We start from the raw sequence: 23,342 nt of genomic DNA, 5'->3' as shown, positions 1-23,342 counted from the left end.
CGATCCGTCACTGTATCGGCGCAAGGCATCAAGATTCCAGCGTTTTGCAGTGCAGTTTTTGCCATGCATGCAGGAAAGCTGCAGAATGGTACTTATGCAAGCACTTGACAAGCTCGACCGCCACATACTGCGCAGCCTTCAAGCAGACGGCAGGGCCACCTTTGACCAGATCGCCGAGGTGGTGGGTTTGTCGCCCAGCGCAGTGCTGCGCCGGGTGAAGCGGCTCGAAGACAGTGGCGTGATTGACCGCTACGTGGCCTTGGTGAAGCCCGAAGCCGTGGGCCTGGGGCTGACCGCTTATGTGAACGTGCGACTGGAGAAGCACGCCGAGAGCGCCAAACGCAACCCCATGGACCAGTTTCGCGCCAGCGTGATGGGCTGGCACGAGGTGGTGGAATGCGCTGCGCTCACGGGCGAGATGGACTTTCAGCTGCGCCTGGTGGTGGCTGACATGGCCGCTTACTCGCGTTTCATGATGGACACCTTGCTCAAACACCCGAGCGTGCAGGACTGCAAAACCAGTTTTGTGATGGACCGCGTGAAAAGTACCACCGCTTTGCCGCTGTAAGCCGCATCCAGCGGTCATAAGTTACCCGCCCGTCGGGTTTGTCCGGGTTTAGAGAGGCGGGACCTTGTCGATATAGGGAAAACCCTTATATTTCAGGTCATGTTCAATTCAACCCCCTGGTTCAAGACGGCGTCAGAGGCGGAGGTGCTGGCCGCAGCACCCGCCAACGATCCGTCCCCGCGTGCCGCGGGGGCTGCCACATCGGCGGGGGTGCCCATCCGGTCCATCGGCCCTGCGCAGCGGGAGCGCATTGCGGCCCACCTGCTGGCGCTGGAGCCACAAGACCGCTACCTGCGATTTGGCTACGCCGCCAACGACGAGCAGATTCACCGCTATGTGAACCAGCTGAACTTTGACCGGGACGAGCTGTTCGGCATTTTCAACCGCAAGCTGGAACTGATTGCCATGGCGCACCTGGCCTTTTCAGCTGACCCGAAGTGCATCAGCTGTGCCGAGTTTGGTGTGTCGGTGGCCAAAAGTGCGCGGGGACGCAGCTACGGCAGCCGCTTGTTTGAACGCGCCGTGATGCATGCGCGCAACGAAGGTGTGAACCTGCTGTTCATTCATGCGCTGTCTGAAAATACAGCCATGCTCAAGATCGCCCGCAACGCTGGCGCGGTGATCGAGCGCGAGGGCAGCGAGAGCGAAGCCCATTTGCGGCTTCCCCCGGCCGACTTCGATTCGCGCGTGACCGAGTTGCTGAACGAGCATATGGCGCTCGGCGACTACCACCTCAAAGCCCAGGCCAAGCAATTTTGGTCGGCGCTGGGTTTGTTGCAGGGCATACGCCAGGGCGTGCGCAACGCACGCGAACGCCACCGGGGCTGACCGATCGCACCCGGTCGCCGGGTGTGGGCGTTTTTTGCTCGACGCCGGGGCCTTGCGGTATCCTTGCCCCTGTCTCAACACTCCCATACCCTTCAGTGGCCGAATCCCCTCCCAGTAGTGGGCCGCAGCGCAGCCTGCGGCATGTCGACAAACGTGGTTTCCTCCAAAAGCTCGCGGAATTCATCCATCCCGGGCCGGACTCCAAGGACGAGCTGATCGAAACCCTCGCCGAGGCCGAGGACAACGACATCATCAACGCCGAATCGCGCGTGATGCTCGAAGGCGTGATTCGCATCGCCGACATGACGGCCGGCGACGTGATGGTGGCCACCCCGCGCATGGATGTGCTCAACATTGAAGCACCCTACGACGAGCTCTTGCACATCGTGATCGACACCGCGCACTCGCGCTTTCCGGTGTTTGAGGGCGAGCGGGAAAACATCATCGGCATCTTGCTGGCGAAAGACCTGCTCAAGCTACAGCGCGCGCCCGAACTCAATATTCGCGCCCTGTTGCGCCCGGCCACCTTTGTGCCCGAAACCAAGGGGCTCAACGACCTGCTGCGCGAATTCCGCGGCAACCGCAACCACCTGGCCATCGTCATTGACGAGTTTGGCCGTGTGGCGGGCCTCATCACCATTGAAGACGTGCTGGAAGAAATCGTCGGTGAGATTGAAGACGAATTCGATGTGGTGGAAGACGAGGGCGATATCTTTGCCCTGGCCGACAGCACCTGGCGCGTCAGCGGCGACACGCCCATCGAGCGCATCAACGAATCTTTTGGCCTGAAACTGCCCGAAGACGACTTTGACACCATCGGCGGCATGATCGCCCACGCCATGGGCCATGTGCCCAAGCGCGGCGAGGTGCACGAGCTCGACAGCCTGCGCTTCGTGGTGCTGCACACCAAAGGTGGCGCGGTGAAGTGGTTCAAGGTCATGCCTGTGTCGGCAGACGCCTGACCACTGCCGCCCGCCCACCCATGCGCAGCCTGTTCGGATCGCTGCACAACCCGTCGAGCTTTGAGCCGATGAGCCGGCTTCCGCCCGGGCGGCGGGCGCGCAGCGGTGGTGCCATGTGGGCGCTGCTGTGTCTGCTGGCTGGTGGTCTGCAGGCAGCTTCGTTGGCTTGGCCTTTTCAAGACTGGAGCCTGCCCGGCACTGCAACGGGCCAGCCCAGCGGCTGGCTGCAAATGGTTTCTCTGGCCGTGTTGGTGCTGGCGCTGCAGCACAGCGGGCGCCTGGGCAGTGCGGCCTGGCGGGGCTGGCTGTTTGCCACCGCCTGGCTGGTCGGCACCTTCTGGTGGCTGTTTGTTTCCATGCACACTTACGGCGGGCTCTCGGCCTGGCTGGCCGCGCTGGCTGTGCTGGCACTGGCGGGCGCGCTGGCCCTGTATTACGCAGCGGCTGCCGCCGTTTTGTACCGCTGGGCGCCGGTGTCGCGCAGCGCGCAGGCGCTGTTGTTTGCCGCCCTCTGGACGCTGGCCGAGCTGGCCCGTGGTCGCTGGCTCACCGGGTTTCCGTGGGGTGCCGGTGGTTACGCGCAGGTTGACCAGATGGCCGCCTGGGCGCCGTTGGTGGGTGTGTACGGCATGGGCTTTCTAGCGGCTGTGCTGGCCTATGCGCTGGCTTCGGTGGTGTCTGGAGCTTCGGCGGCTCTGGGCGACTGGTTGCTGACGCCTACCCGCCGTGCGGTGCACCGCGCGGGCGTGGCGCCGCTGGTGGGTGCGCGCACGGCTCTTCGGTGGGGGAACGTGTGGCGCGCGGCTCCGACGGCCGTGCTGCTGCTGGCGCTGCTGTGGAGCGTGTTGGGCGACAGCAGCGCCTGGCGCGCCTTTGGCCAGCGCGACACCACCAGCGCCGGCATGCTGCGGGTGTGGCTGCTGCAGGGCAACGTGGCACAAGACGAAAAATTTGAAGCCGGCACCGGGGTGGCGCAGGCGCTGGCCTGGTACCCACAGCAAATCGCCGAAGCGGTGGCGGCGGCCAAAGCCGGCCTGGTAAATGCGCCGCAGCTGGTGGTGGCACCCGAAACCGCGCTGCCCTTGCTGCCGCTGCAGCTGGGCCCTGCGTTCTGGCGGCCCCTGCTGGACGGCCTGGCGCAGCCGGGCGTGGCCTCGCCGGTGCAGGTGCTGCTGGGCTTGCCGCTGGGGAGTTTTTCGCAGGGGTACACCAACTCTGCCTGGGGCGTGTCGCCGGCGTCGGCGGCCGCAGCGCGCGACCAACTGGCCCTCAGCACCGATCCGCAGGCGCCGGTGAGCCTGGCGTCTGAGGGGTTCTACCGTTACGACAAACACCACCTGGTGCCGTTTGGTGAGTTCATTCCGCCGCTGTTTCGCTGGTTCATTGACCTTATGCACATTCCGCTGGGCGACTTCAGTCGGGGCACGCTGGCGCAAGCGCCGTGGCCGGTGGATGGCCAGCGCCTGGCGCCCAACATCTGTTACGAGGACCTGTTTGGCGAAGAGCTGGCTGCGACGTTTCGCGACCCGGCCCAGGCCCCCACGGTGCTGGTCAACCTAAGCAACATCGCATGGTTTGGCGACACGGTGGCCATTGATCAGCACCTGCACATCTCGCGCCTGCGTGCGCTGGAGCTGGGCCGGCCCATGCTGCGCGCCACCAACACGGGGGCCACCGCGGTCATTGACCACCGCGGCGTGGTCACCCACCAGCTGCCCCGCCTGACGCGCGACCGGCTCGAAGCCGCGGTGCAGGGCCGCAGCGGCACCACGCTCTACGCCCGCTGGACGGCCCATTGGGGGCTTTGGCCGCTGTGGGGGATGTGCCTGGCGGTGGTGCTGGTGTTGGCCATAGCCCGCTGCCAGCGCATGCGGCTGCTGCGCAGCTGAGCGCTCCCCGCCCGGGCGGGCCGGCGGCCCCGTAAAATCAGCGTTCTGTGCAGCAAGCCCGCTCGGGCCTGCTGTCTCCACACCAAGACCACCTTTGGCCCGGGCACCGCCCAGGCCCCATGCGCATGTTGACCTTCCAGCAAATCATTTTGAAACTGCAGTCCTACTGGGACGCCCAGGGCTGCGCGCTGCTGCAGCCCTACGACATGGAAGTGGGCGCGGGCACCAGCCACACCGCCACTTTTTTGCGCGCGCTCGGCCCCGAGCCCTGGAAGGCGGCCTATGTGCAGCCCAGCCGCCGACCCAAAGACGGCCGCTACGGCGAAAACCCCAACCGCCTGCAGCATTACTACCAGTACCAGGTGGTGCTCAAGCCAGCGCCGTCCAACATCCTGGAGCTGTACCTGGGCTCGCTCGAAGCCTTGGGTTTTGACTTGAAGAAGAACGACATTCGGTTTGTGGAAGACGACTGGGAAAACCCCACGCTCGGCGCCTGGGGCCTGGGCTGGGAGGTCTGGCTCAACGGCATGGAAGTGACGCAGTTCACCTACTTCCAGCAGGTCGGCGGTATCGACTGCAAACCCATCACCGGCGAAATCACCTATGGTCTGGAGCGCCTGGCCATGTATCTGCAGGGCGTGGACAACGTGTACGACCTGGTGTGGACGAAACGCGCCGACGGCTCCACACTCAGCTACGGCGACGTGTATTTGCAAAACGAAAAAGAGCAGTCGGCCTACAACTTCGAACACGCCGACGCCGACTTCCTGTTCACCGCCTTCACGGCGCATGAAAAGCAGGCCAAGCACCTCATGGAACAGCAGCTGGCCTTGCCCGCCTACGAGCAGGTGCTCAAGTGCGCGCACAGCTTCAACCTGCTGGACGCGCGCGGCGCCATCAGCGTGACCGAGCGCGCGGCCTACATTGGCCGCATCCGCAACCTGGCGCGTGGCGTGGCGCAAAGCTATTACGAGAGCCGCGAGCGGCTGGGCTTCCCCATGGCGCCGCACGCCTGGGTGGAGCAAATGCCGAAGAAAGCCGCCTGAGCGCCGGAGAACAACAAGATGACCACCCAAAACCTGCTCGTTGAACTGTTTGTGGAAGAGCTGCCGCCCAAGGCGCTCAAGAAACTGGGCGACGCCTTCGCCGGCGTTTTGTTTGACCAACTCAAGGCTCAGGGCCTGGCCGGTGCCGATTCGGCTGTGACCGCGTTCGCCTCGCCACGCCGCCTGGCTGCGCACGTGACCCATGTCTGGCTCAAAGCTGAGGACAAGGCGGTGCAGCAAAAGCTCATGCCCCTGGCCGTGGGGCTGGACGCCAGCGGCAACGCGACGCCCGCCCTGCTGAAAAAGCTGGCCGCTCTGGGCGCCGATGTGTCCGACCCGGCAGCCGCTGTGGCCGCGCTCAAGCGCGAAGGCGAAGGCAAGGCCGCCGCGCTGTTTTATGACAGCCTCGTCACGGGCGCCACGCTGGACACGGGCCTGCAAAAAGCGCTGGACGAGGCGCTGGCCAAGCTGCCCATTCCCAAGGTCATGAGCTACCAGCTGGAGAGCGACTGTGAGTTTCCCGGCTGGAGCAGCGTGCAGTTTGTGCGCCCGGCCCACGGCCTGGTGGCGCTGCATGGCAGCACCGTGGTGCCGGTGAGGGCGCTGGGGCTGACCGCTGGCAACACCACGCGCGGCCACCGCTTTGAAGCGGCAGTAGACCCGGTGGTGCTGCAGGACGCCGACCACTACGCCGAAACCCTGTTGCGCGACGGCTCGGTGCTGGCCAGTTTCAACGACCGCCGCTTTGCCATCGTGCAGCAGCTGGCCCAAGCCGCCGAGCGCCTGGGACCGGGCTTTGAAGTGCTGATGGACGAAGCCCTGCTGGACGAAGTGACCGCTCTGGTGGAGCGGCCCAATGTGCTCACCTGCGGATTTGAAGCGCAGTTTCTGGACGTGCCGCAAGAGTGCCTGATCTTGACGATGAAGGCCAACCAGAAGTACTTCCCGCTGGTGGACACGCAAGGCAAGCTGACCAACCAGTTTCTGGTGGTCAGCAACATCAGCCCTGAAGACGCCAGCGCCGTGATCGGCGGCAACGAGCGCGTGGTACGCCCGCGCCTGGCCGACGCCAAGTTTTTCTTTGACCAGGACCGCAAGAAGACGCTGGCTTCGCGCGTGGAGGGGCTGGGCAAGGTGGTGTATCACAACAAGCTGGGCACGCAGGGCGAGCGCAGCCAGCGTGTGGAAGCGATTGCGCGGGAGATTGCGCGTCAGCTCATGACACAAGGTGTCGACGGTGTTTTCGATGGCAACGTCGGCAATGCAGCCATGCTCGCCAAGACCGATCTGCTGACCGACATGGTGGGCGAGTTTCCCGAGCTGCAGGGCATCATGGGCGGCTACTACGCGCGCCATGATGGCCTGAGCGAAGACATCGCCTTCGCGATCGAAGACCACTACAAGCCGCGCTTTGCCGGCGACGAACTGCCGCGCAACATGACGGGCGTGGTGGTGGCGCTGGCCGACAAGCTGGAAACCCTTGTAGGCATGTTTGGCATTGGCAACCTGCCCACTGGCGACAAAGACCCGTTTGCGCTGCGCCGCCATGCGCTGGGCGTGATCCGCATGCTGGTCGAGAAAGACTTGCCGTTGAACCTGGGCGCGCTGGTAGCCAGCGCTGTGCCAGCTTTTGGCGACAAGATCACCGACGCCACGGCTTCACTGGCTGAATTTTTCTACGACCGCCTGGCTGGCAGCCTGCGTGAGCAAGGCTACAGCGCACAGGAAGTGGACGCCGTGCTGGCCTTGCGTCCGCAGCGCCTGGGCGATGTGTCCAAGCGCTTGCAAGCCGTGCGTGCTTTCGCCGCATTGCCCGCTGCCGCAGCGCTGGCGGCCGCCAACAAGCGCATTGGCAATATCTTGAAAAAGTCCGAGGGTGAAGGCGCTGCGGTGCAAGAGGCCCGGCTGGTTGAAGCCGCTGAAAAAGAACTGTTCGCCGCCATGAAAAAAACGGTGCCGGCCGCCGACGCCGAGTTTGCCAACGGCGACTACACCGCCTCGCTGATGACGCTGGCAGCGCTGCGCGCACCGGTGGACGCTTTCTTTGACGGCGTGATGGTGAACGCAGAAGACCCGGCGCTCAAGGCCAACCGGCTGGGGCTGCTGAAAAACCTGCACGAAGCCATGAACCGCGTGGCCGACTTGTCGCGCCTGGCGGCTTGACCGGCTGGCGTACCGTGACGCATCTTGGAAAGAGCACCGCATGAAACTGCTCATCCTGGACCGCGACGGCACGCTCAACCGCAACCGAGACGACTACGTGGCCTCGCCCGACGAGTGGGAGGCTCTGCCCGGCGCCTTGGAAGCGGTGGCCCGGCTCAACCAGGGCGGCTGGCGCGTGGTGTTGGCCACCAACCAGAGCGGCATCGGCCGGGGTCTGTTTGACATGGCGTCGCTCAACGCCATCCACGCCAAAATGCACCGCCAGCTGGCCGCAGCCGGCGCCCGGGTGGATGCGGTGTTCTTCTGTCCGCACGCGCCCGAAGACGCCTGCGCCTGCCGCAAACCGGCGCCCGGGCTGTTTGTGCAGATCGGTCAGCGTTTCGGGGTTGACCTGGCGCGCGTGCCCGCAGCGGGCAACGCGGTGCGCCACGTGCAGGCGGCAGCAGCAGCGGGCTGCCCCACGCATTTGCTGCTTACCGGTCAGTCTGAAGCGCTGCGCCCACGCAACGGACTAGATGCCCATGCCGACCGTTCCACGCTCAGCACCGACCTTCCGCCCGGTACCCAGGTCCATGCCGATCTGTCCGCTTTTGCCGACTGGCTGCTCGCGCAGCCGACGGATTGACCCCTTGTACTGATGGCCACCCCATGATCGTGATGAATTTCCTGCGTTCTGTTTTGCACCTGCTGTTCATGGCCATCACGGTGGTGCCTTGGGCGCTGGCGGTGGTGGCTGTGGCGCCGTTTCTCAAACCCGACCAGATCTACTGGATGTGCGCCCGCTGGCTCAAGCTGGCTGTTGATGGTGGCACCGTGATCCTCGGCATCCGCAACCGCGTGATCGGCTACGAGAACCTGCCCGTGGGCAGCACCGCGCCCGCCGTGCTGCTGGTCAAGCACCAGTCCACCTGGGAAACCTTTTGCATGCCTGCGCTCATGCCGCACCCGCTGGCTTACGTGTTCAAAAAAGAGCTGCTGCGCGTGCCGTTCTTTGGCTGGGCCATGGCCCGCATGGACATGATCCACATCGACCGCGCCGACGGCGCTCGCGCCTTCGTCAAAGTGGTGCAGCAGGGGCAGCGTCTGCTGGACCAGGGCACCTGGGTCATCATGTTTCCCGAAGGCACGCGCATCGACCGGGGCCAGCAAGGCACCTACAAAACCGGCGGCACACGCCTGGCCATCCGCACCGGTGCGCCGGTGATCCCGATTGCGGTCACGTCTGCCAAATGCTGGCCACGCAAAGCGTTCATCAAGCAACCGGGTGTGGTCGAGTTTTCCATTGGCAAGCCCATTCCCAGCGTAGGACGCCAGGCAGACGAGCTGATGGCAGAAGTAGAAGCCTGGATCGAGGCCGAGATGCGGCGCTTGGACCCATCGGCATATCCGCCCGCAAGCGCCGAACCCGCCAAGGTCTGAGCGTTGAACGGGGTTCCATAACCATGCAGCGCCTGATGCAGCTCGCGCTGGATTTTTTGGGCGGTACCGACCCGCTGCCCCCGCCCGCCCGCGAAGCCGTGGCGGCCACGCCGCCTGTGGTGCGCCCCAAGCCCGACCCCGCTGCGCCAGCGGCAGAGCCCCTGAGCCAGGTGTTTCAGCCCGGCACCTGGCACCACCCCAGGGCCAACCGCCTGCTCAAGCTGGGCAGCTGCGAAGTGGCCTACGAATTCAAGCGCGGCAAGCGCCGCACCATTGGCCTGTCGGTCGGGCCCGATGGCTTGAGCGTGAGCGCGCCGCGCTGGACGCCGCTGGGCGAGGTGGACGCGCTGCTGCACACAAAAGCAGCTTGGGTGCTGGAGAAACTGCAGCGCGCCCGCGAACGCGCTGGTGAGCTGGCGCAAGCCCGTACCGTATGGGCCAATGGCGCCGAGCTGGACTTTCTGGGGCAGCGCGTGCGCCTGGTGCTCGACCCCGCGCACGGCTTCACCCAGGTGGGTGCGGTGCTGGAAACGGCCGGCGCCGAGCAACGGGCTGCAATGGCCACGCTGCGCCTGGGGCTGGCCCACAGCGCCAGTGAAGCGCAGATACGCGACGCCGCCCAAGCCTGGCTCATGCGCCAGGCCAAGCGCCTGTTCACCGAACGTCTTGACCACTTCGCGCCCCTGCTGGGCGTGCGCTACGAGAAATTGCGCCTGTCCAGCGCCGGCACCCGCTGGGGCAGCGCCAGCGCCGACGGCACCATCCGCCTCAACTGGCGGCTCATCCACCTCAAGCTGGAGATGGTGGACTACGTGGTGGTGCACGAACTCAGCCACCTGCGCCACATGGACCACAGCCCCCAGTTCTGGGACGTGGTCGCCGGCGTGATGCCAGACCACATCGAGCGCCGCAAGGCGCTCAAGCGCGCTGCGGTTCCGTTGGGCGAGTGAAGGCTCGCCAGTCAACGGCAAACCGCGCCTGGACAAACTCAGAGCGAAAGCGGTGGTTTACGGCGCTGTGCGCGCCACAAAGCGGTAAACGCCTGACGCATCGAGCTGGCGCACCAGCTGCCCCCCGTGCCACAGCCGGTGCAAATGCGCCACCGCCTCGCCCATGGCAAAGGTGGTTTGGTGCAGGTCGAGCGGGCGTTTGAACATCACGGGCAAGATGTCAGCGCCGCTGCAGGGCTGGGACTGGCAGGCGGCCAATACCTCGGCGAGCCGCTCGGCGTGGTGGTCTTTCAGTTGCTGGATGCGTTCGTGCAGACCGGTGAACGGCTTGCCGTGCGACGGCAGCACCAGCGTGTGGGCGGGCAGGGGCAGGTACTTGTCCAGCGAGTCGAGAAACAGCGACAACGCGTCGGCCTCGGGCTCCTGGTCGTACACGCTGACGTTGGTGGAAATGCGCGGTAGCACCATGTCGCCACTGATGAGCACGCCCAGCTCGGGGCAGTGCAGGGCCATGTGTTCGGGCGCATGTCCGTAGCCGCTGATGCAGTGCCAGGTGCGCCCGCCGATGGTCAGCTGTCCGCCGTCCATGAGGCGGCGGTATTGGCGGGGCACGGCCGGCACGAGGTTGGGGTAGTAGCTGGCCCGGCCCCGGATCTGGGCCAGTTGGTCGGCGTCGGTCAGGCCGTGTGAGGCAAAAAACGCGGCTGCGGCTTCACCGCCAAAACCGGTGGTGCTCTGGCTTGCCGTGCACGCGATGGCGTGGTCGGTGGCGCTGATCCAGAGGCGGCAGTCGTGCTGCGGCGTGCTCCAGCGCTGGCACAGCCAATGCGCCAGACCGATGTGGTCGGGGTGCATGTGCGTCACCACTACCCGCAAAACAGGCAAGTCGTCCAGCTCGTGTTCAAAAACGCTGTTCCATTGGGCTTTGGCGGCGTCGTGCGCGATGCAGCAGTCCACGGCGGTCCAGCCCTCGCGGCCTTCGTGGGTGTCGCGCAGCAGCCAGAGGTTGATGTGGTCCAGCGCAAACGGCAGCGCCATGCGCACCCACTTCACGCCGGGCGCCACCGTGAGCGCGCGCCCGGGCTCGGGCAGCGTCTGCCCTTGGGGGTATTGCAGGCGTGCTTCAAGTTGCGCTTTGTCTGGCTGCATGGGTTGGCGATTCCGGTAAGATGGATCGGAGTGACGTTAACGTAAACGTCAAGATTCAGGCCATTCTACGAAGCGCATCTCCAACGCCCTGTCTGCAGCCCGACACGACCCATCGACCCCAACAGCCCCCATGGCGACCCTACAAACCTTCACCATCAGCGACCTTGCGCGCGAGTTTGACCTGACCACACGCGCCATCCGCTTTTATGAAGACATGGGGCTGCTGCAGCCGCTACGCGAAGGCCCGGGCGGGCGCAACCGGGTGTACAGCGCGCGCGACCGCACCCGGCTCAAGCTCACCCTGCGCGCCAAGCGCCTGGGGCTGTCGCTGAGCGAGGCCAAGGAAATCATCGAGATGTACGACAGCCCGCGCGACACTGGGCCGCAGTTGCGCAAGTTTCTACTGATTTTGGCCGACCACCGGCGCCAGCTGGAAGAGCAAATGGCCGACCTTGTGGCCAACCTGGACGAAGTGAAAGTGCACGAGAAAGAGGCGCGAGCTTTGCTGGCCAAGCTGGACAAGGCGGGCAAAGCCGGTTGACCTGTCTGCGATCTGCGTTCAACCGTCAACGTCGTCCTGCCCGCCAAGCCACACCACTTTGCCTTGCCCCGCGTCGTTGATGCGGCCCACCAGGGCAGCGGCCTGCGCCTCAGGTACGCGCAGGGTGGCGCTCACGCCCTCACCGTGGGTCACGTCCACCAGGCTGGCGCTGTGTGTGTCCAGCTCGCGGCGCAGCCAGCCTTCCAACGCGTAGGGCAGCACGCAGTGCAGCATCTGGTGGCGCACCACAGGTGTCTTTTCAGCCTTCAGCAGGGCTTGGGCCACGCTGTCGGTGTAAGCGCGCACCAGACCGCCCGCACCCAGCGGCGTGCCACCGTAATAGCGCACCACCGTGGCCAGTACGCCTTCCAGGTCTTGGTGGCGCAGCACCTCCAGCATGGGGCGCCCGGCGGTGCCACCCGGTTCGCCGTCGTCGTTGGCCGCGGAGTGCCCGCCCGCCATGAGCGCCCAGCACACGTGCGTGGCGCCGGGGTGCTCGGTGCGCCGCTGAGCCACCCGCGCCAGCGCCGCTGCGCGGTCGGGCACGGACTCAACGCAGCCCAGAAAACGGCTTTTTTTGATCACCAGTTCGCTCTGAACCGGGGCTTGCAACGTGTAAGGCATGGGGCTCTGAGCATAGTCGCCACGCCGACCCTGAAATGCGTTCCTCAGGTTTGCCCCGACTTGCCGAGTCGGCCATGCTTCGCGCATAATTGACGTTTACGTAAACGTCAAGTTAATGTTTGACGGTGCCGCTGTGCATCGATCGTTTCAACCAGACTCCCCAGCGAGGTCTTAGATGGCAGACACCACCAGCGAAACCACCGGCGATGCCGCAGCCGCCAACTTGCGCCAGCGCGTGCAAGCCAGCCTGGAGCGCCAGGGCATGATGCAGCAGCTGGGTGTGCGCCTGCTCGCCGTGGCGCCTGGCATGGTGACGCTGGCATTGCCGTATTCGGAGCGCGTCACGCAGCAGCAAGGCGGTTTTCATGGCGGTGCCATGGGCGCGCTGGCCGACATTGCGGGCGGTTACGCTGGCTTGACGGTGGCACCCGATGGCATGGAAGTGACCACGGTGGAATACAAAATCAACTTCCTTGCGGCGTTTCAAGGCGGTGAGTTGCAGGCCACCGGGCGCGTGCTCAAGGGCGGCAAGCGCATCATCGTCACCACGGCCGACGTGGTGCATGTGGCGTCCGACGGCAAGCGCACAGACTGTGCGGTGATGCAGCAAACGCTGGTGCCCGTGCCCAAGACGTATTGATTTCTCTCGCGAGCGCTCTTTCAGGGGGCGCCCATACCCCAAAACCTTCAGGAGACACACCATGAACAACCTGCCCGGCCTTAATTTCCAGCTCGGTGAAGACATCGACGCCCTGCGCGACGCGGTGCGTGAATTTGCGCAAGCCGAGATCGCGCCGCGCGCCGCCGAGGTGGACCGCGACGACCAGTTCCCCATGGACCTGTGGCGCAAGATGGGCGACCTGGGCGTGCTCGGCATCACGGTGCCCGAAGCCGATGGCGGCGCTGGCATGGGCTACCTGGCGCACATGATTGCCATGGAAGAAATCAGCCGCGCCAGTGCGTCGGTCGGCCTGTCCTACGGCGCGCACTCCAACCTGTGCGTGAACCAGATCAACCGCAACGGCACGCCTGAGCAAAAGGCCAAGTACCTGCCCAAACTCATCAGCGGTGAGCATGTGGGTGCGTTGGCCATGAGCGAGCCGGGTGCGGGCTCCGACGTGATCAGCATGAAGCTGAAAGCCGAAGACAAGGGCGGCTACTACCTGCTCAACGGCAACAAGATGTGGATCACCAACGGGCCGGATGCCGACACGCTGGTGGTTTACGCCAAGAGCGAGCCCGAGATGGGCGCGCGCGGCGTCACGGCTTTCTTGATCGAAAAGGGCATGCCCGGCTTCAGCATTGCGCAGAAGCTCGACAAGCTGGGCATGCGCGGCAGCCACACCGGTGAGCTGGTGTTCAACAACGTGGAGGTGCCGACCGAAAACATTTTGGGCGGCCTGAACATGGGTGCCAAGGTGCTGATGAGCGGGCTGGACTACGAGCGCGCCGTGCTCACGGGCGGGCCGCTGGGCATCATGCAGTCGGTGATGGACAACGTGATTCCGTACATCCACGATCGCAAGCAGTTTGGCCAGAGCATTGGCGAGTTCCAGCTCATTCAAGGCAAAGTGGCCGACATGTACACCGTGCTGCAAGCGGGTCGCAGTTTCGCCTACACCGTGGCCAAAAACCTCGACCTGCTCGGCACCGAACACGTGCGCCAGGTGCGCAAAGACTGCGCCTCGGTCATTCTCTGGACGGCCGAAAAAGCCACCTGGATGGCCGGCGAAGGCGTGCAGATTTTTGGCGGCAACGGCTACATCAACGAATACCCGCTGGGCCGGCTGTGGCGCGACGCCAAGCTGTACGAGATTGGCGCGGGCACCAGCGAAATCCGCCGCATGCTGATCGGCCGCGAGCTGTTTGCCGAGACCTGCTGACCATCTGCTGAAACAGCCTTGCCCGACAATGGCTGCGCTGTTCCACCACACCTGATTTTTCCATGAGCGCCTCCCTGCAAGACCTGTTTGACCACAACCGCGAATGGGCTGCGGCCATGGTTCGCGAGAAGCCCACGTTTTTCACCGACCTGCTGGCCCAGCAGAGCCCGCAGTACATGTGGATTGGGTGCTCAGACAGCCGCGTGCCCGCCAACCAGATCACCGGCCTGGCGCCAGGCGAAGTGTTCGTGCACCGCAACGTGGCCAACGTGGTGGTGCCGACCGACCTCAACTGCCTGTCCACCATCCAGTTTGCGGTGGACCAGCTGCAGGTGAAGCACCTGATGGTCGTGGGCCACTACGGCTGCGGTGGCGTGAAAGCCGCGCTGAACGACACCCGCGTGGGGCTGGCCGACAACTGGCTGCGCCACATCAAGGACGTGCGCGACCGCCATGCCGCGCTCATTGCCGCCACGCCTGAAGCCTTTCGGGTCGAAGTCTTGTGCGAACTGAACGCCATTGAACAGGTGATGAACGTGGCCCAGACCACGGTGGTGCAGGACGCCTGGTCGCGCGGCCAAGCGCTCACGCTGCACGCCTGGGTGTATGCCCTGAGCGACGGTTTGCTGCGCGACATGTTGATGACGGTGGACGGCCCCGGCGGGCTGGACGCGATCTACAAGGCCGCGCTGGCTGGTGTGACGGCCAAGCGCCGCAACGCATCGCTGTGACTACTGCCTGGCCCGAACACCTGCGCCCCACGCGCTGAAACCCAGCGGTGACCGCAAGGTCGCTGCACTGACTTTTCACAGGAGATTCCCATGACCACATCCCTCGACCCCATCGTCATCGTCGGCGCCGCGCGCACCCCCATGGGCTCGTTCCAAAGCGACTTCGCCTCCCAGTCCGCTCACGACCTCGGCGGCGTGGCCATCCGGGCCGCCGTCGAGCGCAGCGGCGTGGACAAGGCGCTGGTCGACGAAGTGCTGTTTGGCAACTGCCTCATGGCCGGACAGGGCCAGGCACCCGCACGCCAGGCTGCGCTCAAGGCCGGGCTGCCGCTGTCGGCCGGCGCCGTGACTTTGTCCAAAATGTGCGGCTCGGGCATGAAAGCCACCATGTTGGCGCACGACATGCTGCTGGCCGGCAGTGCCACGGTGATGGTGTCGGGCGGCATGGAGAGCATGACCAACGCACCCTACCTCATGCTCAAGGGCCGTGGCGGCTACCGCATGGGCCACGACAAGATCTACGACCACATGATGCTCGATGGCCTGGAAGACGCCTACGAAGCCGGCCGCAGCATGGGCACCTTCGGCGAAGACTGCGCCGCCAAATACAGCTTCACCCGCGAGCAGCAAGATGCCTTCGCTATTGCCTCGGTCACCCGCGCCAAAGCCGCCACCGAGAGCGGCGCCTTTGCCAAGGAGATCGCGCCCGTCACCGTGAAAGACCGCAGCGGCGAGCGCGTGGTGTCCACCGACGAAGGCCCGGGCAAGGTCAAGCTGGACAAGGTCACATCGCTCAAACCCGCATTCAAGAAAGACGGCACCATCACCGCCGCCAGCAGCTCGTCCATCAACGACGGCGCGGCTGCGCTGGTGCTGATGCGCGCCTCGACCGCCAAGGCGCAGGGTCTCACCCCGCTGGCCACCATCGTCGGCCACGCCACGCACGCGCAAGAACCCAACTGGTTCGCTACCGCGCCGGTAGGCGCCACACAAAAACTGCTGGCCAAGACCGGCTGGGCCGTGGGCGATGTGGACCTGTGGGAAATCAACGAAGCCTTTGCCGTGGTGCCCATGGCGCTGATGACCGAGCTGAGCATTGCGCACGAGAAGGTCAACGTCAACGGCGGCGCATGCGCGCTGGGCCACCCCATCGGTGCCAGCGGTGCACGCATCCTGGTCACGCTGCTGCACGCCTTGCAGGCGCACGGTAAGAAAAAGGGCGTGGCGACGCTGTGCATTGGCGGCGGTGAAGCCACGGCCATGGCGATTGAAATCTGCTGAAAGACACGCCATGTTGCTGACCGAAGACCAAGTGATGATCCGCGACGCCGTGCGCGCTTTTGCCCAGGAACAGCTCTGGCCCAACGCGGCGAAGTGGGACAAGGAACACCACTTCCCGAAAGATGTGCACAAGGGCCTGGCCGAGCTGGGCGCTTACGGCATCTGCGTGCCCGAGGCCCTGGGCGGCGCGGGGCTGAGCTACACCACGCTGGCCATCGTGCTGGAAGAAATTGCGGCTGGCGACGGTGGCACCAGCACCGTGATCAGCGTGACCAACTGCCCGGTCAATGCCATTTTGATGCGCTACGGCAATGCCCAGCAGCAAGAGCAATGGCTGCGCCCGCTGGCCGCTGGCCAGATGCTTGGCGCCTTTTGCCTGACCGAGCCCCACGTGGGCTCGGACGCTTCCGCGCTCCGGACCACTGCTGTGAAGCAGGGCGATGAGTACGTGATCAATGGCGTCAAGCAGTTCATCACCAGCGGCAAAAACGGCGACGTGGCCATCGTGATCGCGGTGACCGACAAGGGCGCGGGCAAGAAGGGTATGAGCGCCTTCATCGTGCCCACTTCAGCGCCAGGTTATGTGGTGGCGCGGCTTGAAGACAAGTTGGGCCAGCACAGCAGCGACACCGCGCAGATCAATTTTGACCAATGCCGCATTCCCGCCGAGAACCTCATTGGCAACGAAGGCGAAGGTTACAAAATTGCCCTGAGCGCGCTCGAAGGCGGACGCATCGGCATCGCCTCGCAAGCCATTGGCATGGCACGCAGTGCGTTTGAATGCGCCGTGAAGTATGCGAAGGAACGCGAGAGCTTTGGTCAGCCCATCTTCAACCACCAGGCGGTGGGCTTCCGGCTGGCCGACATGGCCACACAAATTGAAGCCGCCCGCGCCCTCACGCACCACGCCGCAGCCCTGCGCGACGCCGGCCTGCCCTGCCTCAAAGAAGCCGCCATGGCCAAGCTGTTTGCCAGCGAAATGGCCGAAAAAGTGTGCTCCGACGCGATCCAGGTGTTTGGCGGCTACGGCTATGTGAGCGACTTCCCGGTCGAGCGCATTTACCGGGACGTGCGCGTTTGCCAGATCTACGAAGGCACGAGCGACGTGCAGAAAATCATCATCCAGCGCGGGATCTAGAAAGCCCCCCCACGCGCAGCCTACGGCGTCACCCCCCCCAGGGGGCGGCACTGGCGGCCCGGCGAAGCCGGTTCCGCTGTGCTCTTGGCTGAATGCACGCGCGCTCCGGAGGTGGGTTTTCATCCCGCGCGCGGGGAGATAATCCCTCCATGAACATCATCATTTTGGGCGCTGGCCGCGTGGGCGAAAGCGTCGCTGAGAGCTTGGTTTCCGAGCAGAACGACATTACCGTGATTGACCACGATCCGGTCCGGTTGCGGTTGCTGGAGGATCGGCTGGACTTGCGGGGGGTGGTGGGCAATGGCATTCAGCCTTCGGTGCTGCGCGAAGCGGGCGCGCAAGACGCCGACATGGTGATTGCCTGCGCCGCCGCCGACGAATCGAATCTGGTGGTCTGCAAGGTGGCGCACGATATTTTCAACGTGCCCAGCACCATCGCTCGGCTGCGCTCGCCCGAGTTTTTGGAAGGTGACGACCTGCTGGGCAAAAACGGCTTTGCGGTGGACCATGTGATCTGCCCGGAAGAGTCGGTCACACGGTACATACACCAGCTCATCAGCTACCCCGAAGCCTTGCAGGTGCTGGAATTCGCCGATGGCCGTGCCAGCCTGATCGCCATGCGCGCGGCCCACGGTGGCGCCTTGGTGGGGCACACCATTGGCGAGTTTCGCGACCGCTTCCCCCACGCCGAAATGCGGGTGGTGGCGCTGTACCGGCTTGACACCGAAATGGAAGCCACGAAGACCACGCGCATTCTGGCGGGCGATGAAGTGTTTGTGCTGGCCGACACCCGCAAGATCCGCTACGTGCTGGGCGCCATTCACAACATCGACAAACCGGTGCAGCGCGTGATGATTGCGGGCGGCGGCAAAGTGGGTCTGCGGCTGGCGCGCAGCCTGGTGGGCCAGTGCGAGGTGAAGCTCATCGAGCAGGACAAAAAGCGCTGCGAATACCTGGCCAGCCAGTTGCCGTCGAGCATGCTGATCTTGCACGGTGACGGGGCTGACGAAGACCTGCTGCTGGAAGAAAACGTGGGCGAGATGGACCTGTTTTTGGCGCTTACCAGCGACGACGAGGACAACATCATGTCGTCCATGCTGGCCAAGCGGCTCGGCGCTGGCCGCGTCATGGCGCTGATCAACCGACGCGCCTATGCCGACATGATGCAGGGCAGCACCATCGACATCGCCATTTCGCCGGCCCAGACGGTGATCGGCGAGCTGTTGACCCACCTGCGCCGGGGCGACGTGGTGGCGGTGCACAGCCTGCGCCGGGGTGCCGCCGAGGCGCTGGAGGGTGTGGCCCGGGGTGATGTGAAAACATCCAAGCTCGTGGGGCGCCGGGTGGAAGAGCTCAAACTGCCCAAGGGCACGCGCATTGGTGCGATCGTGCGTGGCGAGGGCCGCAAGTCCGAGGTGCTGATGCCGCACCACGACACGGTGATCGAAACCGACGACCACATCATCATCTTCATTCCCAACAAACGCCTGGTACGCGAAGTGGAAAAGCTGTTCCAGGTCAGCGCCACGTTCTTCGGCTGAACGCCATGCCCTTTCTGCGTATCTTCCCCGTGCTTGGGGTGATCGTCATGGTGTTCGCGCTCACGATGTTGGTGCCGCTGGGCGTGTCGGTCTGGACGCACGATGGGGCCGAGGCCGCCTATCCGCTGGCTATGCTGGTCACGTTTGCCTGCGGGCTCCTGATGCGTTCAGCGGTCTGGAAAGTGGGGCACAAACTGGAGCTGCAAACGCGCGATGGCATTTTGTTGGTGGGCTTGGTCTGGACGCTGCTGCCGCTCTTTGCCTGCCTGCCGTTGCTGTTGTACTTTTCGGGCATGGCCACGCCGATGTCCTTTACCGATGCCTATTTCGAAGCCATCTCCGGGCTGACCACCACAGGCGCTACGGTGCTGGTTGGGCTGGACGCCCTGCCGGGCTCCATCAACTTGTGGCGCTGTTTTTTGCAGTGGCTCGGTGGCATGGGCATTCTGGTGCTGGCGGTGGCCATCTTGCCCATGTTGGGCGTGGGCGGTAGCCAGTTGTTTCGGGCCGAGGCCACCGGCCCCATGAAAGACGCCAAGCTCACGCCCCGGATCACTGAAACGGCCAAAGGCCTGTGGAGCGTGTATTGCCTGCTTTCGCTGGCTTGCGTGCTGGCTTACTGGGTGGCCGGCATGTCGCCGCTGGACGCCTGGATACACATGTTTTCTACCCTGAGCCTGGGCGGCCTGTCGTCTTACGACAGCAGCTTTGGACACTTTCAATCGCCCGTGCTGGAATGGGTCGCCATTGTGTTCATGCTCATCGCCAGCTGCAACTTTGCCTTGTACTTCGTGGCCATCACCAAGCGCCATCCGGGGCGCATATGGCGCGACGCCGAGTGGCGTGGCTCCATGGGGCTGCTGGTGGGCTCGGGTGTCTTTGTGGCCGGACTGTTGTTGTTCAAAGGTACCTTGAGCGACCCTGGCGAGGCGCTGCGCACGGCCTTGTTCAATGTCATTTCCATCGGCTCCACCACCGGCTACTCCACGGTGGACTACACCCTGTGGCCCATATTTGCGCCGCTGTACATGATCATGCTCTCGGGCATCGCAACCAGCGCCGGCTCCACGGGTGCAGGCATCAAAATGGCGCGTATGGTGATTTTGTTCAAACAAGCCCGGCGAGAAATGCGGCGTATCGTGCATCCCCGTGCGGTGCACCCCGTCACGTTGAATGGCCACACGGTTGAAAACAGCACCATCTTCTCGGTGCTGGGTTTTATGCTCGTGTACGGCGGCACCATCATTGGTCTGACCCTGGTGCTGCTGCTCACCGATATGCCTTTTGACACCGCGTTCACCGCCATTGTGGCGAGCGTCAACAACATGGGCCCCGGGCTCAACGAAGTGGGTCCCGCAGGCAACTTTGCTGGTTTGAGCGACCTCCAAACCTGGATCTGTTCACTGGCCATGCTGCTGGGGCGGCTGGAAATGCTGTCTTTCCTGGTGTTGTTCACACCAGGGTTTTGGCGCAAGTAAATTCCATCATGTACACCCTGCTTCCCGTTCTCTCGGTTCTGTCGCGCATCCTGGTGGCGTTTTCAGCCGCCTTTCTCGTGCCACTCGCCTGGGCCTGGTTTCTGGATGCGGACTACCACACCTTGGTGTGGGCGAAGGGCTTCGGCCTGACGGCGGTTAGCGGCCTGCTGCTCTGGTGGGCAACCCAGCGGCACCGGCGCGAACTCATGCCCAAAGATGGCTTCATGCTCGTCAACCTGGTGTGGCTGGTGCTGCCGGCCTATGCTGCCCTGCCGCTGATGTTCACCGTGCCCGACATCACCTGGACCAAGGCCTATTTCGAGGCCATGAGTGCGCTCACAGCCACTGGGGCTACGGCCCTGTCGGGGCTGGACGACCTGCCCGTTTCGGCCAACGTTTGGCGCTGTTTCTTGCAACTCATCGGCGGCCTGGGCATCATGCTGCTGGTGGTGGCGGTGTTGCCATTGCTCGGGCTTGGCGGGTTGCAGCTCTACAAGGCCGAAACGCCGGGGCCCATGAAAGACACCAAGTTCACCCCCCGCATCGCCGAGACGGCGCGCGGGCTCTGGGGCGTGTATTTCCTGTTTTCTGGCGCTTGCTTCCTGGCCTACCGCTGGGCCGGTATGGACTGGGCAGATGCCTTTATGCACATGTGCACCACCATGGGCCTCGGTGGTTTTTCGTCGCACGACGCCAGCCTGGGCTACTTCAATTCCCCCGCTGTCGAATGGGTGGCTGTGGTGTTCATGGCGCTGGCCGGCATCAGCTTCATGCGGTACTTCATCGTCTTGCGCAACCGTTCGCTCAGACCGCTGACCAGCGACCGCGAGATCAGGACCTACTTTGCCGTGCTGCTGAGCGCCATCGCGGTGGTCGCGGTGCTGCTGGCGGGGCACAACGTCTACGACAACATTCCCGAGGCTTTGCGCGCCAGCGCTTTTCATGTGCTGTCGCTGGCCACCACCACGGGGTATTCGGCCACCGACTATTCGTTGTGGCCCGTTTTTGCACCCGTGTTGCTGCTGTTTCTGGGGTCCTTTGTGTCTTGCGCCGGCTCCACCGGTGGCGGTATCAAAATGGTGCGCATGATCCTGCTCATCAAGCAGGCGCGGCGCGAGCTGGTGCGCATCATCCACCCGCGCGTGGTCAACCCGGTCACGCTGGGCGGCGGTGTCATTCCCATGTCGGTCATGACCGCAGTGCTCGGCTTCATGCTCATTTACGGCGCCACCATCATGGGGCTGACCATGGTGTTGCTGTTCACCGGGCTGGACATCGTGACCTCATTTTCAGCTGTGGTGGCCACGGTGAACAACATCGGCCCGGGCCTGGGCCAGGTTGGTCCAGCGGGCAATTTCGGCGGCCTGCACCCGTTTCAAATCTGGGTCTTGACGTTTGCCATGTTGCTCGGTCGCCTGGAGTTGCTGACCGTGCTGGTGTTGTTCACGGCGCATTTCTGGAGGAAGTAGAGGACCACCCCCGCGCCGCGCCTAAGGGCGCGTCACCCCCTCAAGGGGGCGATGCCTGCGCCCCGGCGAAGCCGGTTGCGCGGCATCCTGGGGTTGGGCACTTTCGCCGGCTGCTGGTTCGTTTTGTTTGATTTTTGCAGGAGACTTTTATGCCGATCACCAAGGGATTCCGGGCGCTGGTGGATGTAGCCAACGCGCAGATCACCACTTACACCGTGGCGCAGGTGTGCGAGCGGCTGGGCGTTGATCCGAGCTTGCAAGTGGTGGATATCCGCGACCCGCGCGAACTGGAACGTGAGGGCACGGTGCCGGGTGCGTTGCATGCACCGCGCGGCATGCTGGAGTTTTGGGTCGACCCCGAATCGCCTTATTACAAGCCTGCGTTTGGCGACGAGAGCAAAGAGTTTGTGCTGTTTTGCGGCGCTGGCTGGCGCAGCGCGCTGGCCACCAAGGCGCTGAAAGACATGGGCATGACCAACGTGGCCCACATCGACGGCGGATTTGCTGAATGGCTGAAGCAGAGCGCCCCCACCGAAACGCTGGAAGCCCACAAGGCGCGCAGCAAGGCAGCTCGGACGTGACGCTGGCATGCCCTTGCGGGCGGGTGGATATACGCGGAAAAGCCTGTGCTTTCACGGCCTGCTGCGGTCGCTTTTTGGATCACGACACCCCCGCCCCCGACGCTGAACACCTCATGCGCTCGCGCTACAGCGCCTTTGTGCTGGGCCGCGTGGACTACCTGGCTGCGAGCTGGCATGCCAGTACCCGGCCGGCCGATCTGTCGCTGGACCCCCGCGTGAAATGGCTGGGGCTTGAGGTGAAAAATCACCGGGTGATCGACGCCAACCATGCAGAAGTGGCGTTTGTGGCCCGCTCGCGGGTGGGCGGGCGCGGCCAGCGCCTGGTTGAGGCCAGCCGTTTTGGGCGCGAAGGCGGGCGGTGGTTTTATGTGGACGGAGACCTGAAGTGAGTGATGTGTTTGAGGCCGTGTTGTTTGACTGCGATGGCGTACTGGTGGACAGCGAACCCATCACCAACGGTGTGTTGCGTCAGATGCTCAATGAGGCCGGCTGGGCTTTGAGCCAGGCCGAGTGCATGCAGATTTTCATCGGCAAGGCCGTGCGCGACGAACGCTCGCTCATCGAGGCCGAGACCGGCCAGCCGCTCACAGAAGACTGGATGCGCGCCTTTTACGCCCGGCGCGACCAGCGCCTGCGTGCTGAGCTCAAGGCCATGGACGGCGCGCTGCAAGCCGTGGTGGCCGCACACACCCACACGGCGGGCCGCATTGCCTGTGCTTCGGGCGCCGACCGGCCCAAGGTGGTGATGCAGCTTGAGATGGCCGGCATGGCGCCGTATTTCGAAGACCGCATTTTCAGCGGCCACGACATGCCGCGTTCCAAACCCGCGCCCGACGTGTACCTGGCCGCAGCCGCCCACCTGGGGGCCGACCCGGTGCGCTGCCTGGTGATTGAAGACACGGCCACCGGCGCACGCGCCGGGCTGGACGCTGGCGCCACCGTGTGGGGCTATTGCCCCGAAGGCCATGGCCGTGCTTTTGAAGGTTTGCCGGTGGCGCGGGTTTTTAACCACATGGATGAACTGGCGCGCTGCCTGCCAGGCTGATGCTGCAGCGCAACGCACCATAAAAAAAGGGCCCGAGGGCCCTTTTTTTATGGGTT

General features: G+C 64.3%; 23 protein-coding genes. 21 read left to right on the top strand and 2 right to left on the bottom strand.

Going from position 1 to position 23,342, the window contains the following annotated elements; translation table 11 throughout:
• The first annotated feature begins 94 nt into the window (after positions 1-94).
• The 9 genes from ACTG4K_RS05175 (at position 95) to ACTG4K_RS05135 (ending at position 9,825) form a co-directional block, all read left to right on the top strand.
• The gene (locus ACTG4K_RS05175; RefSeq protein ID WP_439113119.1) at positions 95-568 is read left to right on the top strand and encodes an Lrp/AsnC family transcriptional regulator; all 474 of its coding nucleotides are present in this window, start codon (positions 95-97) and stop codon (positions 566-568) included.
• Positions 569-667: 99 nt separating this feature from the next.
• Positions 668-1,396 carry a GNAT family N-acetyltransferase gene (locus tag ACTG4K_RS05170; RefSeq protein ID WP_439113118.1) on the top strand — a complete coding sequence of 243 codons (729 nt, stop codon included), beginning with the start codon at positions 668-670 and terminating at the stop codon, positions 1,394-1,396.
• Positions 1,397-1,491: 95 nt separating this feature from the next.
• On the top strand, positions 1,492-2,358 hold the full coding sequence (locus ACTG4K_RS05165; RefSeq protein ID WP_439113117.1) for an HlyC/CorC family transporter: 867 nt from the start codon (positions 1,492-1,494) through the stop codon (positions 2,356-2,358).
• Between the two features lie 20 nt (positions 2,359-2,378).
• Positions 2,379-4,247, top strand: a complete 1,869-nt coding sequence (gene lnt / locus ACTG4K_RS05160) for an apolipoprotein N-acyltransferase (RefSeq protein WP_439113116.1) — start codon at positions 2,379-2,381, stop codon at positions 4,245-4,247.
• Between the two features lie 125 nt (positions 4,248-4,372).
• The gene (gene glyQ / locus ACTG4K_RS05155) at positions 4,373-5,293 is read left to right on the top strand and encodes a glycine--tRNA ligase subunit alpha (protein ID WP_439113147.1); all 921 of its coding nucleotides are present in this window, start codon (positions 4,373-4,375) and stop codon (positions 5,291-5,293) included.
• An 18-nt stretch (positions 5,294-5,311) separates the two neighbouring features.
• Positions 5,312-7,456, top strand: coding sequence for a glycine--tRNA ligase subunit beta (glyS, locus tag ACTG4K_RS05150; protein WP_439113115.1), 2,145 nt, complete (start codon positions 5,312-5,314; stop codon positions 7,454-7,456).
• 40 nt (positions 7,457-7,496) lie between these two features.
• Positions 7,497-8,081 (top strand): D-glycero-beta-D-manno-heptose 1,7-bisphosphate 7-phosphatase, encoded by a 585-nt coding sequence (gmhB, locus tag ACTG4K_RS05145; RefSeq protein WP_439113114.1) that lies wholly within the window; start codon positions 7,497-7,499, stop codon positions 8,079-8,081.
• Positions 8,082-8,113: 32 nt separating this feature from the next.
• Positions 8,114-8,875: a lysophospholipid acyltransferase family protein gene (locus ACTG4K_RS05140; protein WP_439113146.1), complete on the top strand. Its 762-nt coding sequence runs from the start codon at positions 8,114-8,116 to the stop codon at positions 8,873-8,875.
• A gap of 23 nt (positions 8,876-8,898) precedes the next feature.
• Positions 8,899-9,825, top strand: coding sequence for a M48 family metallopeptidase (locus ACTG4K_RS05135; RefSeq protein ID WP_439113113.1), 927 nt, complete (start codon positions 8,899-8,901; stop codon positions 9,823-9,825).
• 57 nt (positions 9,826-9,882) lie between these two features.
• On the opposite strand, the gene ACTG4K_RS05130 is transcribed toward ACTG4K_RS05135, so the two are convergent.
• On the bottom strand, positions 9,883-10,974 hold the full coding sequence (locus tag ACTG4K_RS05130; protein WP_439113112.1) for an MBL fold metallo-hydrolase: 1,092 nt from the start codon (positions 10,972-10,974) through the stop codon (positions 9,883-9,885).
• A gap of 130 nt (positions 10,975-11,104) precedes the next feature.
• Between ACTG4K_RS05130 and ACTG4K_RS05125 the strand changes: the two genes are divergently transcribed.
• On the top strand, positions 11,105-11,515 hold the full coding sequence (locus ACTG4K_RS05125; RefSeq protein ID WP_439113111.1) for a MerR family transcriptional regulator: 411 nt from the start codon (positions 11,105-11,107) through the stop codon (positions 11,513-11,515).
• An 18-nt stretch (positions 11,516-11,533) separates the two neighbouring features.
• Here the strand turns inward: ACTG4K_RS05125 and ACTG4K_RS05120 are convergent, their stop codons facing one another.
• Positions 11,534-12,139 carry an IMPACT family protein gene (locus ACTG4K_RS05120; RefSeq protein WP_439113110.1) on the bottom strand — a complete coding sequence of 202 codons (606 nt, stop codon included), beginning with the start codon at positions 12,137-12,139 and terminating at the stop codon, positions 11,534-11,536.
• A 175-nt stretch (positions 12,140-12,314) separates the two neighbouring features.
• On the opposite strand from ACTG4K_RS05120, the gene ACTG4K_RS05115 reads away from it, so the two are divergent.
• The 11 genes from ACTG4K_RS05115 (at position 12,315) to ACTG4K_RS05065 (ending at position 23,286) form a co-directional block, all read left to right on the top strand.
• A complete protein-coding gene (locus tag ACTG4K_RS05115) occupies positions 12,315-12,779 on the top strand; it encodes a PaaI family thioesterase (RefSeq protein ID WP_439113109.1) in 465 nt (154 codons plus the stop codon).
• A gap of 61 nt (positions 12,780-12,840) precedes the next feature.
• Positions 12,841-14,022, top strand: coding sequence for an isovaleryl-CoA dehydrogenase (locus ACTG4K_RS05110; protein ID WP_439113108.1), 1,182 nt, complete (start codon positions 12,841-12,843; stop codon positions 14,020-14,022).
• Between the two features lie 62 nt (positions 14,023-14,084).
• Positions 14,085-14,753, top strand: a complete 669-nt coding sequence (gene can / locus ACTG4K_RS05105; protein WP_439113107.1) for a carbonate dehydratase — start codon at positions 14,085-14,087, stop codon at positions 14,751-14,753.
• A gap of 90 nt (positions 14,754-14,843) precedes the next feature.
• The gene (locus ACTG4K_RS05100) at positions 14,844-16,034 is read left to right on the top strand and encodes an acetyl-CoA C-acyltransferase (protein WP_439113106.1); all 1,191 of its coding nucleotides are present in this window, start codon (positions 14,844-14,846) and stop codon (positions 16,032-16,034) included.
• Positions 16,035-16,044: 10 nt separating this feature from the next.
• A complete protein-coding gene (locus ACTG4K_RS05095; RefSeq protein WP_439113105.1) occupies positions 16,045-17,172 on the top strand; it encodes an acyl-CoA dehydrogenase family protein in 1,128 nt (375 codons plus the stop codon).
• Positions 17,173-17,321: 149 nt separating this feature from the next.
• Positions 17,322-18,713: a Trk system potassium transporter TrkA gene (gene trkA, locus ACTG4K_RS05090; protein WP_439113104.1), complete on the top strand. Its 1,392-nt coding sequence runs from the start codon at positions 17,322-17,324 to the stop codon at positions 18,711-18,713.
• 5 nt (positions 18,714-18,718) lie between these two features.
• On the top strand, positions 18,719-20,191 hold the full coding sequence (locus ACTG4K_RS05085) for a TrkH family potassium uptake protein (protein ID WP_439113103.1): 1,473 nt from the start codon (positions 18,719-18,721) through the stop codon (positions 20,189-20,191).
• A gap of 8 nt (positions 20,192-20,199) precedes the next feature.
• On the top strand, positions 20,200-21,660 hold the full coding sequence (locus ACTG4K_RS05080; protein ID WP_439113102.1) for a TrkH family potassium uptake protein: 1,461 nt from the start codon (positions 20,200-20,202) through the stop codon (positions 21,658-21,660).
• A 149-nt stretch (positions 21,661-21,809) separates the two neighbouring features.
• Positions 21,810-22,241: a rhodanese-like domain-containing protein gene (locus ACTG4K_RS05075; protein ID WP_439113101.1), complete on the top strand. Its 432-nt coding sequence runs from the start codon at positions 21,810-21,812 to the stop codon at positions 22,239-22,241.
• Positions 22,238-22,630 carry a YchJ family protein gene (locus ACTG4K_RS05070; protein ID WP_439113100.1) on the top strand — a complete coding sequence of 131 codons (393 nt, stop codon included), beginning with the start codon at positions 22,238-22,240 and terminating at the stop codon, positions 22,628-22,630. The genes ACTG4K_RS05075 and ACTG4K_RS05070 overlap by 4 nt, the downstream gene beginning before the upstream one ends.
• Positions 22,627-23,286, top strand: coding sequence for an HAD family hydrolase (locus ACTG4K_RS05065; RefSeq protein WP_439113099.1), 660 nt, complete (start codon positions 22,627-22,629; stop codon positions 23,284-23,286). The genes ACTG4K_RS05070 and ACTG4K_RS05065 overlap by 4 nt, the downstream gene beginning before the upstream one ends.
• Positions 23,287-23,342: the final 56 nt, after the last annotated feature.

It is taken from the genome of Hydrogenophaga sp., from assembly GCF_965657535.1.
Classification (GTDB): domain Bacteria; phylum Pseudomonadota; class Gammaproteobacteria; order Burkholderiales; family Burkholderiaceae_C; genus Hydrogenophaga.
The sequence above is the reverse complement of the archived record's forward strand: the minus strand, read 5'-3'. Positions and strand labels throughout refer to the sequence as shown.

Excerpts from the sequence above, each read along its gene's own strand:
- ACTG4K_RS05135 (WP_439113113.1), top strand. The coding sequence starts at position 8,899 with ATGCAGCGCCTGATGCAGCTCGCGCTGGATTTTTTGGGCGGTACCGAC.
- can (WP_439113107.1), top strand. The coding sequence starts at position 14,085 with ATGAGCGCCTCCCTGCAAGACCTGTTTGACCACAACCGCGAATGGGCT.
- glyQ (WP_439113147.1), top strand. The coding sequence starts at position 4,373 with ATGTTGACCTTCCAGCAAATCATTTTGAAACTGCAGTCCTACTGGGAC.
- trkA (WP_439113104.1), top strand. The coding sequence starts at position 17,322 with ATGAACATCATCATTTTGGGCGCTGGCCGCGTGGGCGAAAGCGTCGCT.
- ACTG4K_RS05115 (WP_439113109.1), top strand. The coding sequence starts at position 12,315 with ATGGCAGACACCACCAGCGAAACCACCGGCGATGCCGCAGCCGCCAAC.
- glyS (WP_439113115.1), top strand. The coding sequence starts at position 5,312 with ATGACCACCCAAAACCTGCTCGTTGAACTGTTTGTGGAAGAGCTGCCG.
- ACTG4K_RS05075 (WP_439113101.1), top strand. The coding sequence starts at position 21,810 with ATGCCGATCACCAAGGGATTCCGGGCGCTGGTGGATGTAGCCAACGCG.
- ACTG4K_RS05125 (WP_439113111.1), top strand. The coding sequence starts at position 11,105 with ATGGCGACCCTACAAACCTTCACCATCAGCGACCTTGCGCGCGAGTTT.
- ACTG4K_RS05170 (WP_439113118.1), top strand. The coding sequence starts at position 668 with ATGTTCAATTCAACCCCCTGGTTCAAGACGGCGTCAGAGGCGGAGGTG.
- ACTG4K_RS05130 (WP_439113112.1), bottom strand. The coding sequence starts at position 10,974 with ATGCAGCCAGACAAAGCGCAACTTGAAGCACGCCTGCAATACCCCCAA.
- ACTG4K_RS05140 (WP_439113146.1), top strand. The coding sequence starts at position 8,114 with ATGAATTTCCTGCGTTCTGTTTTGCACCTGCTGTTCATGGCCATCACG.
- ACTG4K_RS05120 (WP_439113110.1), bottom strand. The coding sequence starts at position 12,139 with ATGCCTTACACGTTGCAAGCCCCGGTTCAGAGCGAACTGGTGATCAAA.
- gmhB (WP_439113114.1), top strand. The coding sequence starts at position 7,497 with ATGAAACTGCTCATCCTGGACCGCGACGGCACGCTCAACCGCAACCGA.
- ACTG4K_RS05175 (WP_439113119.1), top strand. The coding sequence starts at position 95 with ATGCAAGCACTTGACAAGCTCGACCGCCACATACTGCGCAGCCTTCAA.
- ACTG4K_RS05085 (WP_439113103.1), top strand. The coding sequence starts at position 18,719 with ATGCCCTTTCTGCGTATCTTCCCCGTGCTTGGGGTGATCGTCATGGTG.
- ACTG4K_RS05095 (WP_439113105.1), top strand. The coding sequence starts at position 16,045 with ATGTTGCTGACCGAAGACCAAGTGATGATCCGCGACGCCGTGCGCGCT.
- ACTG4K_RS05100 (WP_439113106.1), top strand. The coding sequence starts at position 14,844 with ATGACCACATCCCTCGACCCCATCGTCATCGTCGGCGCCGCGCGCACC.
- ACTG4K_RS05110 (WP_439113108.1), top strand. The coding sequence starts at position 12,841 with ATGAACAACCTGCCCGGCCTTAATTTCCAGCTCGGTGAAGACATCGAC.
- ACTG4K_RS05080 (WP_439113102.1), top strand. The coding sequence starts at position 20,200 with ATGTACACCCTGCTTCCCGTTCTCTCGGTTCTGTCGCGCATCCTGGTG.
- lnt (WP_439113116.1), top strand. The coding sequence starts at position 2,379 with ATGCGCAGCCTGTTCGGATCGCTGCACAACCCGTCGAGCTTTGAGCCG.